12 protein-coding genes and 1 tRNA gene are annotated in these 14,634 nt (G+C 49.1%); 6 read left to right on the top strand and 7 right to left on the bottom strand.

Translation table 11 applies throughout. The annotated features are described in order from the left end of the window. Positions 1–77: 77 nt before the first annotated feature. Positions 78–494, bottom strand: a complete 417-nt coding sequence (locus ABD852_RS08860) for a hotdog fold thioesterase (protein WP_345027982.1) — start codon at positions 492–494, stop codon at positions 78–80. Positions 495–577: 83 nt separating this feature from the next. Between ABD852_RS08860 and ABD852_RS08855 the strand changes: the two genes are divergently transcribed. From ABD852_RS08855 to ABD852_RS08845, 3 genes are all read left to right on the top strand, one after another. Next, complete coding sequence (locus ABD852_RS08855; protein ID WP_345027981.1) at positions 578–1,216, top strand: histidine phosphatase family protein; 639 nt, start codon at positions 578–580, stop codon at positions 1,214–1,216. A gap of 163 nt (positions 1,217–1,379) precedes the next feature. Continuing rightward, complete coding sequence (locus tag ABD852_RS08850) at positions 1,380–2,393, top strand: sensor histidine kinase (protein WP_345027979.1); 1,014 nt, start codon at positions 1,380–1,382, stop codon at positions 2,391–2,393. Positions 2,394–2,544: 151 nt separating this feature from the next. Next, positions 2,545–3,282 carry a LytR/AlgR family response regulator transcription factor gene (locus tag ABD852_RS08845; RefSeq protein ID WP_345027978.1) on the top strand — a complete coding sequence of 246 codons (738 nt, stop codon included), beginning with the start codon at positions 2,545–2,547 and terminating at the stop codon, positions 3,280–3,282. Positions 3,283–3,286: 4 nt separating this feature from the next. On the opposite strand, the gene radC is transcribed toward ABD852_RS08845, so the two are convergent. The 4 genes from radC to ABD852_RS08825 form a co-directional block, all read right to left on the bottom strand. Continuing rightward, on the bottom strand, positions 3,287–3,991 hold the full coding sequence (gene radC, locus ABD852_RS08840; protein ID WP_345027977.1) for a RadC family protein: 705 nt from the start codon (positions 3,989–3,991) through the stop codon (positions 3,287–3,289). Between the two features lie 67 nt (positions 3,992–4,058). Then, entirely contained in the window at positions 4,059–5,603 is a 1,545-nt protein-coding gene (locus tag ABD852_RS08835; protein WP_345027976.1) for a tetratricopeptide repeat protein, read from the bottom strand. 48 nt (positions 5,604–5,651) lie between these two features. Next, on the bottom strand, positions 5,652–6,392 hold the full coding sequence (locus ABD852_RS08830; RefSeq protein ID WP_345027972.1) for a zinc ribbon domain-containing protein: 741 nt from the start codon (positions 6,390–6,392) through the stop codon (positions 5,652–5,654). A 6-nt stretch (positions 6,393–6,398) separates the two neighbouring features. After that, positions 6,399–7,499, bottom strand: a complete 1,101-nt coding sequence (locus tag ABD852_RS08825; protein WP_345027969.1) for a Nif3-like dinuclear metal center hexameric protein — start codon at positions 7,497–7,499, stop codon at positions 6,399–6,401. Positions 7,500–7,711: 212 nt separating this feature from the next. Between ABD852_RS08825 and ABD852_RS08820 the strand changes: the two genes are divergently transcribed. Next, a tRNA-Asp gene (locus tag ABD852_RS08820) sits at positions 7,712–7,785 on the top strand. A 154-nt stretch (positions 7,786–7,939) separates the two neighbouring features. Here ABD852_RS08820 and ABD852_RS08815 read toward each other — a convergent pair. Together ABD852_RS08815 and ABD852_RS08810 are read right to left on the bottom strand one after the other, a co-directional pair. Next, the gene (locus tag ABD852_RS08815) at positions 7,940–8,611 is read right to left on the bottom strand and encodes a LuxR C-terminal-related transcriptional regulator (RefSeq protein ID WP_345027968.1); all 672 of its coding nucleotides are present in this window, start codon (positions 8,609–8,611) and stop codon (positions 7,940–7,942) included. Between the two features lie 237 nt (positions 8,612–8,848). Next, entirely contained in the window at positions 8,849–11,476 is a 2,628-nt protein-coding gene (locus ABD852_RS08810; protein WP_345027967.1) for a T9SS type A sorting domain-containing protein, read from the bottom strand. A 471-nt stretch (positions 11,477–11,947) separates the two neighbouring features. On the opposite strand from ABD852_RS08810, the gene ABD852_RS08805 reads away from it, so the two are divergent. Next, positions 11,948–12,595, top strand: coding sequence for a LuxR C-terminal-related transcriptional regulator (locus ABD852_RS08805; RefSeq protein ID WP_345027966.1), 648 nt, complete (start codon positions 11,948–11,950; stop codon positions 12,593–12,595). After that, positions 12,592–14,538: a sensor histidine kinase gene (locus tag ABD852_RS08800; RefSeq protein WP_345027965.1), complete on the top strand. Its 1,947-nt coding sequence runs from the start codon at positions 12,592–12,594 to the stop codon at positions 14,536–14,538. Before ABD852_RS08805 ends, ABD852_RS08800 begins: the two co-directional genes overlap by 4 nt. Positions 14,539–14,634 lie beyond the last annotated feature (96 nt).

The raw sequence follows: 14,634 nt of genomic DNA, 5'->3' as shown, positions 1-14,634 counted from the left end.
TGACGACTACTACTTACCAGGCCTTTTGAACAAAATTACTAACCAATAAATTCGGTCTACCGCTAAGCTTCTGGTTTTCAAGACAGAATCGCGACCGTCAGCCTGCTGATACAAACCAGCTTTCCTTCTGCTGTAGCGATACGTATCTCCCAGATATGGGTGGTGCGGCCAAGGTGGATGGGCGTTACCTTTCCAAAAACGTCACCATTATGCGCAGCGCGAACGTGATTTGCGTTTATCTCCAGCCCGACCGCCCTTTGCTTTTCCGGGTCCTGCAGACACAGGTAGGACGCTACGCTGCCCAGCGTTTCTGCCAGCACTACCGATGCCCCGCCGTGAAGCAGCCTCATGGGCTGCATCGTCCTGCTGTCAACGGGCATTTTTGCCACCAGGTAGTCTTCGCCAACCTCTGTAAAAACGATTCCGATATGGCCGGCAATGGTACCTTCACTCATTGCATTCAGTGCATCCAAAGTTGGTTTCGTTGTGAACATTATCTAAAAAATGTTAAATTTACATCGCCAATCTAGGTGAAATTTTTGAATTTCTCTAAATTTATTATTAAAATAATACAAATTTGAGAAGAAAAACTATTTTTCTGATACGTCACGGTGAAACCGATTACAATCGCAGAAGCGTGGTGCAGGGGAGCGGGATCGACGCCGAATTAAATGAAATGGGCAAAGCGCAGGCCGATGCCTTCTACGATGCTTACGGTCACGTGCCTTTTGACAAGATTTATACCTCGGCATTGGTGAGGACTCAGCAATCCGTAGCCAGGTTTATCCAATCAGGAATTCCCCATCAGCCTATGGCCGGCCTCAACGAAATCTCCTGGGGGATCTACGAGGGTACGGCGCATACTTTCGGGGAGGACAATGCGTATAAGTCGATTTTACATGACTGGAAAGAAGGCCGGGTCAACCAGGCCCTTGAAGGTGGAGAAAGTCCGATCCAGGTTCAGAGCCGCCAGCTTCCGGTTATAGAACACATTCTTTCCAAAAGCCACGAGCGAAATATTCTCATCGCAACACATGGCCGGGCCATGCGGATTCTACTGGCAACGCTGCTGGATGAGTCGCTCGACCAAATGGACAAATATCCTCATAACAACCTCTGTCTCTATAAGCTGGAATACTACCCCGACAGGAATCAATTTGAAGTGCTGCTAACCAATGATATCACGCATTTGTTGACCCTCCACGTATCGGGCTAGAAATGCCGGGACAGATCAAAACACAAATCGACCTTTGATAAGGTCCACGTTCCTCCGGTGTATTACCACAGGGGCGTCCGCTCTGAAAATTGCTACATTTGCAACCAGAAGGTACAAAAAGTGTGTCTGAGGTATTTTGATGACAAAAACTCGCTTATACTGGTTGTTGCAAATAGTGGGCTGGACGGGCGCTATGGCGTTCGAATACGTTCCTTATGCGCTGCAATACGGCTTCGAACTCTCCGACTTCTTTATGACCGTCGCCAATATCCTGATGGCGATTATCCTGACGCACTTCTACCGGCTCATTGTTCAAAAATGGAGCTGGAGCAACCTGCCGCTTTCGCGGTTAAGCATCCGGGTAGGCTTGTCGGTCGCAGTTTTGGGCACGGTTATGACGATTTTCAACCATCCGATCGATAAGCAGATCCTCGCAGACAACCTGGCCAACCAGCCTTTTGTCTTTTGGGGTTACCTGGCCAACTGGTGCAAGCTTATGCTCACCTGGGTATTGTCTTATACGATCTACCATTACGTGGAGCAGCACCGTTTGTCTGACCTGGAAAGAATTATGTTCAAAACGTCTATCCGTGAAGCAGAAGCCAAGGTATTGCGGTCTCAGCTTAACCCGCATTTTACATTCAATGCCCTCAACAGCATCAGGGCACTGATTGTTGAAAACCCGGAAAAAGCCCAGTTAGGTATCACGCAGTTGTCCAATATCCTGAGAAATTCGCTGCTGGTAGACCGCCGCAAGACAGTTGATTTGCGGGAAGAGCTTAAGACGGTTGAGGATTACCTGAACCTGGAGAAAATCCGGTATGAAGACCGTCTTCAGTTTTCGGTGCGCGCCGATCCGGCCTCGCTTTTCTGCCAGGTACCGCCCATGATGCTCCAGACATTAGTAGAAAACGGTGTCAAGCACGGTGTTTCCAAGATTGTTTCCGGGGGAAATATTGACGTGACCACTTCAGTGAAAGAAGACGTACTGACGGTTTCCATTGTAAATTCAGGTGTATTGGAGTCAAATGATTCCAGCGGCATCGGGTTAAAAAATACGGCCGAACGGCTTTCTCTCTTGTATGGGGTAGACGCACGCGTAGAAATTTTCCAACTCACCGAAAACGAGGTTTCTGTTGAGCTCAACATTCCATTGATTTCCAAAAGCATATCCTGAAATTTACCGGTACCCAACCAACTGATCTAAAAACAATTTATCAAGAAATAGCCATGAGTCGCGGGGCTTTCACAGTGCCTGATCCGGTCTGTAAATAATCAGTTCGGCACGCCTTTGACCTCACTCCTAACAGCTAAAAACTTTTATACACATGAAAACCCTGATTGTAGACGACGAACGGCTTGCCAGAATTGAACTCCGGCGATTGTTGCAGGAGTTCCCGAAAATAGAGATTGTAGGGGAAGCAGCAAATGCCGACGAGGCACTGCAGCTGATAGAAGAGTTGGAACCGGAATTACTCTTCCTGGACATACAGATGCCGGGCAGGAACGGATTTGAGCTCCTGAGCGCGCTGAAAGGAAGCGCCCCGGATGTAATATTTACAACCGCCTTTGATGAATATGCGATCAAGGCATTTGAATACAATGCGCTGGACTACCTGCTCAAACCGATTGATACGGAAAGACTGAAAGAAGCGATCAGTCGCATAGAAGAGAATTTCCCGGCGGGCGACGGGCAACCCAAGGCGGAAATAAACCGTACCGAAAAGATCCTCGGACAGGATGACCAGGTCTTTGTGAAAGATGGTGACCGTTGCTGGTTTGTAAAGCTGTCGAAGGTACGCCTGTTCGAATCAATGGGCAATTATGTGCGTTTGTATTTTGACGATCAGAAACCGTTGGTCCTGAAATCGCTGAACAGCCTGGAGGAACGGCTCGACCAGCAGGCATTTTTCCGCGCCAACCGCAAGCACATTATCAACCTGGCATGGGTCGATAAAATAGAGCCCTGGTTCAGCGGCGGTTTGCTGGTAACCCTGCAGGGGGGCGATAAAATTGAGATTTCGCGCCGCCAGACTATCCGTTTCAAGGAACTGACCAGCTTATAGCTGTTCACAGGATCCCGTTGTCTGCAAAACTCAGGTAATCATGGTCGGTAAAGATCAGGTGGTCCAGCACCGGGACCGACAGGATCTTTCCGGCTTCCGAGAGTTTCCGTGTCAATTCCATGTCTTCCTTACTGGGGCTGAGCGTGCCTGAAGGATGGTTGTGTGCCAGGATCATCGCGCTTGCCAGGTTTTCGATGGCATGCTTGAAAATGATCCGGGAGTCCACGCCGGTACTATTAACACCGCCCGAGCTCACCTGGACGGACCTGATTACTTCGTTGGCCCGGTTAAGAAGCAGGATCCAGAACTCTTCATGGCTTTTGTCCTGTAAATGGTGGCGGAGCGTTTCATAAGCCATCCTGGAAGAAGTAATTTTTGCTTTGTCGCCCACTTCGATGTCTTTTCTGCGTCGTCCCAGTTCCATTGCGGCAATCAGGGTAAGTGCCTTGGCCTCTCCTATCCCTTTGACGCGCATTATTTCCTGCGGGCTTTTCCTTGCCAGCTCATACAGGCTGTTATTCGCTTCAAAAAGCAGTGTTTTGGCCACGTCCAGCGCCGATTCCGAAACCGTACCTGACCGGAGCAAAATAGCGAGAAGCTCGGCGTCTGTTAACTGATTACGTCCTTTTTGGAGCAACTTTTCCCTGGGACGGTCCGACTCATCCCAACTCCTGATATTGCGCGAAAGCGATGTTGATATCTTGTCCATTATTTTCGTATAGTATAGAAAACGAAGTTACATAACTCCGTCAAGAAAATCAATCACGCCCGACAGATTACTTCACCCCCATTTCGGTAAGCGCGGCACGCGCCTTATTGTCGATGCTGTTCTTGTATTCGTGCCGTTTAAATGACATGGCTTTACGAAAGTACACAGCAGCTTTCCGGGGATCCCCGGCCTCCTGGTACAGGTACCCCAGTTGCAGGGCTGCCGAGGCGCCGAAGTACAGATCTGTCCCTTCGCTTTGTGTTACTGTCTTTTCAAAAAAGCGGAGCGCCTCTGAATTTTCATTTTCGTGCTGTGCAATCCGGCCCATGCGGTACAGGTATTCGACCCTGGCCTGCGGTAATTTAAATGACTGTTCCGTCAGCCCTTTCAGGCGGGATCGCGCCCTGGAGATGAAGCCGCCGTCGAAAGCATACCGGGCTTCAAACAACACTTTTTGCTCAGCCCCGATCCTGCCGGCAAGAAATTGCTCAGCAACTTTCCGTGCGTGCTTGTCGGCTTCAACGTTGCCCCCGCCCACTTTGGCAACCGATGCCAATATACCTTTGTCTGCCGGCTGCCCGTCGAGCCATTGGCAGAGGTATTGTTTGAAGAAGCTGTCTTTCACGAAATTCACTCCCCTTGTATGTTTGATAAAGTCCACATAGGAGGCCCTTGCGCTGGGATACAGGCCCTTCTGGAGGTTGATCTCGGCCTTCATATAATGGAGGAAAGGAAAGGGCAGGTAACCGTTGGCGGCGGGCGCCTGTTGGAGAATGGCGAGTGCTGCCTCACTTTGCCCGCGCTTCATGAGAATTGACGCGGAGAGAAAATGGAACAACAAGTTATCCGGCTCATTATAAGGGAGCTCCCTCAGCCTCTGTATCATTTCCTCGTCGGGGGCGAGTATATAGGCGTGGAGCAATAGCGAGGTCACCCTGGCTTCCTTCGCGAACAGCCGCGAACCTGTTTCTACCCGTTTCAATTCCGCCATTCCCTCTTTGATACTTCCCCTTAGCCCCATCAGCCGTGCTACCCATTGATATTCCTCCGGCACTGAGCCTATCATAACGTGCAGCAGGCCCAATGCCTTCAATTGCGGGATAAAGTCAGGAAACTTTTTCAGGTTTTCCAGCAGCAGGCGGTTCGCTTTGATAATGTCCCAGCAGCCGCTCGTCCGGTTGCCGAACTTAAGCTTGACAAAGGCGGAATGCAACCTTACTTCGGCCATGAACATTCTTTGATAGGGCGACTCATCGGACAGGCCTTCTATAAATTCGAGGCGGTCCTCCTGGCTCTTCAGGAAGCGATTGTACTCTCGCTGGCTGTCTGTAATCAGGAAAAAGAAAAAGTCGGAATAGCTCTCCAGGTAAGGGATTACGCCATTTTTTGTCCCTTTGCCGGCTTCAAGATCCAGCACGGACCGTGCTTTTTCAATCCTGAGTTTCTGAATATCAGAATAGGCAGCGATGAGGGCGGGTGTAAATTCAAAGTCTCCCTTTGCATGTGAAGCAAGGGAGTTCATGACCAGGTACAACAAAAGCGCTGTCCTGTAAACCGGGCGTCCGAAACTTTTCAAAGCGTCCTTAAATACAGAAGGTTGCCTGACAGACAACCTTCCTGATGATTTCGATACAAATGCTGCGGTAGTCCGGAACCGGTCTTATTTCCCAACAGAAACAGGCGACTCGACACTTGCAAGGATCCGGCCGCAGTGCTCACAAACGATGATACGCTTGTTGTCACGGATATCGGCCTGGCGTTGCGGGGGAACAATATTGAAACAACCGCCGCAGGCGCCTCTCTGTACCTGCACTACCGCAAGGCCGTTGAGGGAGTTGGAGCGGATCTTCTCGTAAGACTTCAGAAGACGCTCTTCAATTTTTTTGGTTTGCTTTTCGCGCGATGCCCGGATCTGCTTTTCTTCCTCACGGCTTTCATCCACAATTACCTCCAGCTCCGCTTTTTTCTCGTTCAAAGCTTCTTCGCGTTCTGCCAGGATCTGGTTGATTTTTTCAAGCTCATCTTCGATCAGCCTGATACGCGCCCTGGTTTCATTGCTGCGTTTTTCGGCGAGGTGAACATCCAGCTCCTGCAGTTCGATTTCCTTAGAGATGGCATCGAACTCACGGTTGTTCCGCACGTTCATTTGTTGCTCCTTATATTTGGAAATCAGCTTTTCAGCATCCTTTTGAGCATTCGAAAAAGCCTGGAGATCTCCGTTCAGCTCTTCAATTTCTCCGACGAATTTGTTTTTCCGGGTTTGATACCCCAATGTTTCGTCTTCCAAATCCCGCACTTCATCGGGCAAGTCGCCCCGGATTTTCAGAAGCTCATCCAGTTTTGAATCAATTTCCTGAAGCTTCAATAGGGCCTCCAGCTTTTGTGCAATCGTGCTTTCCATATATATTTATACGTGGTATGTCACCGGGTTAGTATTCACCTCTGACAAATAGAGTGCAAAATTATCAAATTTCTCTGACAAATATGAGAACAATAAATCTTTTGTAAACACTTCACTCTCATAATGTCCGACATCACAGACCATGATCTGTCCTTCGGCGTCAAAAAACTCGTGGTACTTGAAGTCGGCGGTTACCAGGACGTCGGCCCCTGCCCTGCGCGCCGGCTTGAGCATAAAGCTGCCGGAACCTCCGCAAACGGCCACCTTTTGTATCATACGTCCGGGCGCGGCGGTATGGCGGATCACCCTGATATTCAGTCGCTCCTTCAGGAAATCCAGGAAAGAACGGGCTGTCATTTCATGGGCAAGTAACCCGATTGCACCGGAACCTACCTCCTGGTTTTCGTTGGCCAGCGCCTGAACATAGTAGGCGACTTCCTCATACGGGTGGGCATTTTTCAAAGCGGCAATTACCCGGTTCTCCAGAAAGGCAGGAAACATCAATTCCACCCGGTCTTCCTGCACCTCCTCCTTCCTGTTTTGGGCACCGATATGCGGATGGGCACCCGCACCCGGCACGAAAGTACCTGTTCCCGCCACCCGGAAACTGCAATCGCTATAGTCCCCTATTTTTCCGGCGCCGGCCTGATACACGGCGTCCAGAACTGTCTGCGTGTTTTCCCTGGGGACAAAAAAGCTGAGTTTACTCAACAGTCCTTGTTTGGGCGCCAGCACTGAAACCCGCTCCAGCCCGAGGATGCTGGCTATTTTGTAGTTGACGCCGGTAGCGACATTGTCCAGGTTGGTATGAATGGCATAGATGGCGATATCATTTTTAATGGCGGCTATGACGGTACGCTCCACATAGTTGGTCCCGTTCAGCTTTTTCAGCCCTTTAAAAATAATGGGATGATGCGCCACGATCAGGTTAGCCCCTTTTTCCACTGCCTCGTGCACCACTTCCTCGGTAACATCAAGGGTAATCAGCACGGCTTTGACGGCCCAATCGGGCGAGCCGGTTAGAAGCCCGGCGTTGTCGTAGCTCTCCTGGTAGGCAGAAGGCGCCCATTCTTCGAGGGCTGCGATAATTTTTTTCAAGGGAATCATGTGCTGCAAAAAAATCGTAACTCCGCAAAGATAACCGCATTACGTCGGAAACGCAGTTTTCAGACAGGCGCTCCGCAAAAAAATATGAAAGTTTTTTCGGGCAAACACTTGCGTTGTATCCAATCTGCCTATACTTTTGCACCACGATTCACGACAACGGTTATGAATCTGAGCGTCGCCACCGACTATAACAGTGGGTTCTTTAAAATAATGGTCCGGTAGTTCAGTTGGTTAGAATACATGCCTGTCACGCATGGGGTCGCGGGTTCGAGTCCCGTCCGGACCGCTAAAAGCCCGAAACGAGTTCGTTTCGGGCTTTTTTTATGCTTTTTTGAGGTCGAATTTCTGACCTTTTCAATAATAAATTCCCCTGGCGGGCTTTCCTTTATCGATCAAAGTCCTTGATAATGCCTGAAGTTCGCGCCAATACTTTTGCCCGGTTATCGTATTAAACTTTCTATATCCCCGCTTTTTTCGGATTCATATATGCGCATTAGCTGGTAGAGTTGTACGGGTCTGGTAATCCCGAGCTTCCGGTATACGGCCTTTTTGATGGTGGATATGGTGGAACACTTATTCCCGAATTTTTCCGATATGTCGGTCACCCGCAGTCCTTCCGAAAGGGCCTGGGCCACCAGCATTTCCTTGCGCGAAAGCGTGGCGCAAACGCTGCTGTGATTACTTTTTGAAATGTTAAGCTCCAAGAGGATCGTATCTAAAAGATGTGCGCCTATGTAGCGGCCTCCTGTTGCCACCTGGTCGATACAGCGGTACAATTCACTGGTTTCATGCTCCAGGTACACATAACCGCGTACCCCAAGCCGGAACCAATCAAGCATATCCCCGCACGCATGCGTCGTGCCTGCCAAAACCACGGCTGCATTCCTGAAATGACGCTGAATTACCCGTATATCCTTCAGCCTGACGCTGGTCGGACTGCTGTCAACAAAAACCATTGCAATATCAGGATCCTTGTGTAAGCTGCAGCCGTTGACCAGGTCCGGCAGGTTAGTCAGCTCTATTAGGTTGTCGGGGTTGTTTTGGGCTAACAATAGCTCCAATCCTGCGGAGAACAACGAGGGGTTGTTGTCAATAAATAAGATGCTGGGCATGTTCTATTCCTTTGTAATGTGTGCTGATCCGCAGCATTACAACCTCCTCCTTGAGGGGCAAGCGGAAGCTGCAATACCACGTACAGACTTAACGGGTGATTGGCTTGAGGCGGCAGTAACTTGTTCCGGTGAAAGGAGCGCTACCGGTAAAGTTATAGCCGGTTTTGTCCGTTATCCCGTAGAAGGGACCGGTACCGCAGCCTCTTTTATGAGGAAGCGCGGTACCGGGGGATGGATTTAGCGAGTAATCACAATCTTATGCGAACTGGTAGTTCCGTCGGCCTGCTTAATCTTCATTACATACAAGCCGTCAGGCAAACCGGAAACGTCGATTCCCTCAGCAGTCACCCGGGTTGTTTCGTACAAAGACCGGCCATCTATGCTTAAAACATTCAGGCCTTTTACCATTTCGGGAGCGATGTTTTGCAGAAATACCCTGTCTGAAACCGGGTTAGGGTACGGCTCGGCCGATACGGCTTCTCCGTTTGCTCTCAGACTGACCATCTGACTGTATTCGAAGGCGCCGTTAAGATCGATTTGCTTCAGGCGATAGTAGTTTGTTCCTGCAGGCAGGGTGTTATCCGGGAAGCTGTATTCAGTTTTGCCGGTGCCATTCATGGCTTTGCCCGCAACGAAACCCAACGTTTTCCAGTTCCGGCCATCGGGGCTGCGCTGCGGCTCAAAACCTTTATTATTCAGTTCCGATATCGTAGCCCAGTTCAGCACTGCCATTTTGCCTTCTGCTTTTGCGTTGAACGAAATCAACGTGACCGGTAGCGGTTTGTTGGTAATACCGAAATTGGCCGTCGGAAGGATTGAGTTGGCAGGTGCGGTGCTGATATCCCCCAGGTTGATGTAACCAGAGCGGCAAGGGGTGTTGGTACATCCTGAGGTATTACCACGATTGGTACCGGTATAGTTGTAAGAATTTAAGGGCGTGCTTCCGGGCGTTGTAAGTGCATCACCCGCTTTGTAGGGATTGTTGGTAAGTATTACAAAATAGCTGCCACCGCTGTTGAAAATGTCATGGTTTATCACAAACTGGAAAGTGCCATCCGGGTTTACCTTTACCGAAGCTATTACAGTGTTTGCTACAAGGTTAGCCCAAAAACCATTGTCGGTCCCCGTTTCTGTAGCATCAATAATGGCGTCCTGATCGTCATCTATCCACACCTGACCAGGTAGGGTAAGGGTCGCATTGTTACAATCACTCACATTAAGCAGGGTACTTACTGTAGTTTCATCACCACAACTGCTTGTTGCTACCATATAAGTTACACGCAATGTCCCGGTACCAATAAAAGTAAGCACTCCCGTGACCGGATCGATAGTCGCAATACCTGGTGTGGATGGGTCGATACCATAGGTCCCACCCGCCGGGCTGCCTATCATGCTGACGGTTGTATTGGTTTTACAGTAAGGACCTATGGTAGAAGGGGTAAGCGTAACGTCTACCGTGGGAGCGCCGCATACCTGCACTGCGTTGGTTCTGAAGTGGAAAACATCGTCAGTAACGCCATCACCTGTGGGGCCATTATCCGTTGTATTGTCACCCATACTGCCATTTATCCGATGGCCCACGTAGCCAAAATTATTGACACACTCTTTCAACACCAGGGTGGTATGCCCTCCACTCTCAACTGCGATCATCCCTGAATTGCTGTAGCCTGTTTCGAAATTAGTCGGCTCTCCCGGGTTTACGCTTGCGCTCGCTGACATGCTCGACTCCGCGCTCCTTCCCAAATCATTACCCGATTCACGCCCCCAGTTAAATAATTTCTTACCGCTGGTTATCACATTAATGAATGGATATGCATTGTCATGTTCCTGAGGGGAAATCCACTTAATATCATTCATTACCGGACCGGAAGCGCCGGTGTAGCGCGGTTGTACCCAGCTACTTCTATCTGTAGTGGTCCAATCCCCGATTTGATTATACGCGTTACTGCCCATTGCAAATAAGCTGCCATTTTCATACAGTGCGTAATAAGTAGGATAACTATTCCAGTTGGGGGTGACGCCAATCATTTTGATGGCGCTGGATGAGGATCCCGCAGGCAAGGTCATTTGCGTAGCTTTCGAAATGGGAACATTTGCCAAAGCGCCGCCCGAACCTAAAAGTGCCGTAGGGCCCCAGGTCCAAAGATTCCCGCTGGCATCCAATGCCATCAAAGCGCCAAAAGAAGGTGTAAAGCTGACTTGATTAGTAATGCGATGGGCGCCCCGGACCGCCACGATATTCGTCAGATATCCCCCGGTGGACTTTTGAACCCTGGACCAGGCTGTTGAGCTGCCGGCGCCTCCATCCCCGCGCATTTCAGATACCATCGAAAGCACCCATACATCACCACTACAGGTAGTAATCACCAGGGTCCTGTAAGTGGCGAACATCATCTTCACCTGACTTGCCGTAACACCGGGAGGAAGTCCGAGGCTCAATTGCTCGAAGGCGGAATAGCTGGTGGTTAGCGAGCCGTCAAGCACGATGTTGTCGGGTCCCCATACCCAAAGTTTGTCGTCACTGGTGAGTAGGATCATTTGTATGCCCCGAGCCGTAGTTGACCCCAAACGATCATTACTTCCCATTGCAATTTTCAGGGGAGTTCCGGTAAGACCGGGAAAGTTTCCTACGTTGATGGGCGTGGGAACTGCAAAAAAACCAACGCCATCGGGCTTGGAAGCTTCTCCCCATATTTTAAGCGTACCATCAATATCTCTCACAGCAGTTGTGTGAAAAGCCGAAATATAGTTATCGTATTCCAGCGTGCCTGCGATGGTAGAATTGTAACCGAAGTTGCTGTAATCGGAGCAGCCCTGGGTAGCGTAACAGTCGCCTTGGGCCACGGCGGTCAGGCCGCAGTTCATAATTAGCAATATACATGCCGTTGCGAACAAAAATTGTATTTTTCCTCTCATTGTTTTGCAGGAATTTGTTGATTTTAAAAAGAACAGATTGGTAGAAGGAAGAATGGTTACGTGCCCGTGAATAATTTCTTAAGTGTGTCCATGAAATTCTAAAGTTGGTTAATTCAATAAGTAATGGGGATAGTCAGGGGGTTGAAGGGAGCGTTTGCATTTTACTATGGCTCATAATGTGACAAGTGTATGACTGACGATTCAGTCGACAAATCTGGCACTATCTTTCTGCCCCGGCTACCGCCCCGGAGATTTTGGACATATACGTGTTATAGAATTATACCGATTAGCATGTACATGTTAATCGACAAAAAAATTAGATACGATTTTGACGGGCTGTCAAAAAATTTCCGTTATTTCGTATAGATACCAGCACCCGGTAGCGGCTACTACACAGTTGATTGTTGTCGGCAAAGAATTATGAAGCGATTTTATCCCGCCCGGAAACCTCTGGCAGTGGTGCTGGACGACCATCAGCTCTTTGCAGATTCGTTTACCTGTCTCATTGAAAAAACGGGCCTTTTTGAGCATATTCATAGCTTCACGGAGGAGGGCGCGCTGACGGACTTCCTGCTGAAAATGAAGGGCCAACCCGGATTGTTCCTGTTTGCCGACTATTACCTGAGAAATACCACCGCCCTGAGGGTTATCCAGGACCTGCAGAGAATATACAGGCCGATTTACGTCGTGATAGTAAGCTGTGTAACCAACCCTATTCTGATCAATGATATCCTCACCTACAGGATCGACGGGTTTCTCAGCAAATCGTCCAGGTCGGACGAAATCGTGAGTTGTATACAGGCTATTCAAAGCGGGAGGGAGTACATTTCACCTGTTATCGGCCAGATGTTATCCGCCTATAACCAGGGAGAAACCAACCCCTTCTCGGCCAGGGAAGTCGAAATCCTGATTCATTTTGCCAACGGGCTGACCGTAAACGCTACTGCCGAAAAAATGATCCTGAGCAGGCATACCATTGTCTCACATCGCAGAAGGATGATGGACAAGACCAGGACGAAGACCATTACCGAGCTGCTGGCCTATGCCAGGAAAATAGATTTGATATGAAGATCAAACCCGCCTCTTCACGGCCCGGAAAGTTCTTGCTGCTACTGGGCCTCCATTTTTGTTTTGTGCTTACAGGCTACGGTCAGCCACAGGATGCAGACAACGAATGGATGCGCTACCGGAAGCTGTACGAGCAACAAAAAATTTCCGCGGCGGGCTATGTGGACAGCATCGTTCAGCTCAACTACCGTGAAGTAACAGCAGGACGCTATTACCCGGTTGCCGAGTACCTGGAAAAATTAAGGTTCTGCCGCGAATTGATATGGAAGAACAAAGAGCTATACGACAAAAAAGGGGTATACTACCTGTTGCTTGCCAACAATGCACGGGTGCAGGGAAGAGAGGGGGAAGCCAGTTATTTCTGCGTGAAAGCCGATGCCGAAATTGCAAACCGGGGTGGCAAATCATTTTATTCGCTGGATCAGCAGTGCCGGTTTTATAGCGGGGCGCAAAATTACACCAAAGTTGCCTCCCTGTACAATCAGCATGCCGGGGATATGGCGCTATTGCCGGCTTTATACGCCGCGGGCAAGTTGTCAGATAAAGAAGCCATCAACTCGGCGGTGACTTTATCGTCTATAGCACAGGCCTTTTCCAATCTTGAAAAAGCCGATAGCGCGCTGGCCTGCATCCGACTTGCCGAACAGCTGGACAGCGTTTACAAAGAAAAAAACATAGAAGTAAAACCCGGGCATATTTTGATTCCTTCAAGCCTGATGATGGCGAAGTTTACCCTGAATTTTCTTGCCTACAAAAATTACAACGAGGCTGAGAAGCACCTGGACAGCCTGGCTGTTTTCCTGCAACATTGGGCGGGGAATGAAAAATGGCGGGGCTATACTGGCTTTGGAGAGGCCATTCTGACAAATTTCAGAATCAATTATTCAATAGAAGTAAAAGACCTCGACAGCGCCCAGTTTTATCTAAACCGCTATAAGCAGATGGGGAATTTCACCACTGCCAAAGCGCCGGGGACTTTGTCAATGCAAGCCAGGATATTTGCCGGCCAAGGCCGGTATCAGTCCGCCTTTCAGAATATGCAGCAGGCTTTTGAATTGAAAAAGGAGGAATTGATTTCGCTTAATAACCAGACCCGGGATCTGCTCTATGCATATACAGAATCTGAATTTAACAAAAACAGACTTATTGATTCCGAAAAAGAAAAACGGCAAAAAACTACCTGGATACTGGTGATTTCTTTTGCTGCCGTTATCATCGTTTTACTGGTGCTGCAGATGTTGCAAAGGACCAAGCGTAAGTTAAAAGCAGACATCGAGACCCTTAACCGCAATACCGACATCACGATAGCTTCAATGGAAGAAGCAAAGCACCACGCCGTCAAGAAAGAGCAGGAAAGGATGGCGCAGCAATTGCATGACGATTTTGCCGCAACGATCGCTAGTGCCCGCCAACAAGCGGAGGTTCTGGCAGGAGAAGTCCGGGAAGCATCCATCAAAGCCAGACTGACGCAACTTCAGCAGCAGATTGAAAACGTGTATGAAGCCGCCAGAGGCAAAAGCCATGAATGGTTTTACGAGCTAAGACACAAACAACAGGCAACTTTTTCCGAATCAGTGCGGTTCATTGCAAACTCCGCGCTGCCACAGAATAAATTTGAAGTTGAAATACAGATCGATGAAAATAGCGCAGCCGACTTATCTACCGGTCAAAGAATTAGCCTGCTTCGCATTCTGCAGGAGGCGGTAACCAACATCATAAAACACAGCAGGGCGAATATTGTCACCGTATTTTTATACAAGAACGATCGGCAGGTTGTTTTTGAAATAAGCGACAACGGTGTTTTTGACAAGTCTCAAAAGGGGCTAAAAAAGGGCATGGGGTTGAGTTCAATCGAAAGCCGGGTTAAAGAGATGAATGGCGCGCTGGAGATTCAGAACGACGAAGGACTGGTGATGCGAATAACCCTACCCATGATAAAGTAAATTTCAATCGAAAAGAGATAACAGTTTTCCGAACGCTTCGGCAAGATCATCCCCGTCCAAAGCCCGAAACGAGTTCGTTTCGGGCTTTGGACAGGA

The sequence above is a fragment of the Ravibacter arvi genome (assembly GCF_039540405.1).
Classification (GTDB): Bacteria; Bacteroidota; Bacteroidia; order Cytophagales; family Spirosomataceae; genus Ravibacter; species Ravibacter arvi.
The sequence above is the reverse complement of the archived record's forward strand: the minus strand, read 5'-3'. Positions and strand labels throughout refer to the sequence as shown.

Bases quoted from the DNA above. Each gene is read 5' to 3' on its own strand.
- ABD852_RS08860 (WP_345027982.1), bottom strand. From the start codon at position 494: ATGTTCACAACGAAACCAACTTTGGATGCACTGAATGCAATGAGTGAA.
- ABD852_RS08845 (WP_345027978.1), top strand. From the start codon at position 2,545: ATGAAAACCCTGATTGTAGACGACGAACGGCTTGCCAGAATTGAACTC.
- radC (WP_345027977.1), bottom strand. From the start codon at position 3,991: ATGGACAAGATATCAACATCGCTTTCGCGCAATATCAGGAGTTGGGAT.
- ABD852_RS08830 (WP_345027972.1), bottom strand. From the start codon at position 6,392: ATGGAAAGCACGATTGCACAAAAGCTGGAGGCCCTATTGAAGCTTCAG.
- ABD852_RS08825 (WP_345027969.1), bottom strand. From the start codon at position 7,499: ATGATTCCCTTGAAAAAAATTATCGCAGCCCTCGAAGAATGGGCGCCT.
- ABD852_RS08815 (WP_345027968.1), bottom strand. From the start codon at position 8,611: ATGCCCAGCATCTTATTTATTGACAACAACCCCTCGTTGTTCTCCGCA.
- ABD852_RS08810 (WP_345027967.1), bottom strand. From the start codon at position 11,476: ATGAACTGCGGCCTGACCGCCGTGGCCCAAGGCGACTGTTACGCTACC.
- ABD852_RS08805 (WP_345027966.1), top strand. From the start codon at position 11,948: ATGAAGCGATTTTATCCCGCCCGGAAACCTCTGGCAGTGGTGCTGGAC.
- ABD852_RS08800 (WP_345027965.1), top strand. From the start codon at position 12,592: ATGAAGATCAAACCCGCCTCTTCACGGCCCGGAAAGTTCTTGCTGCTA.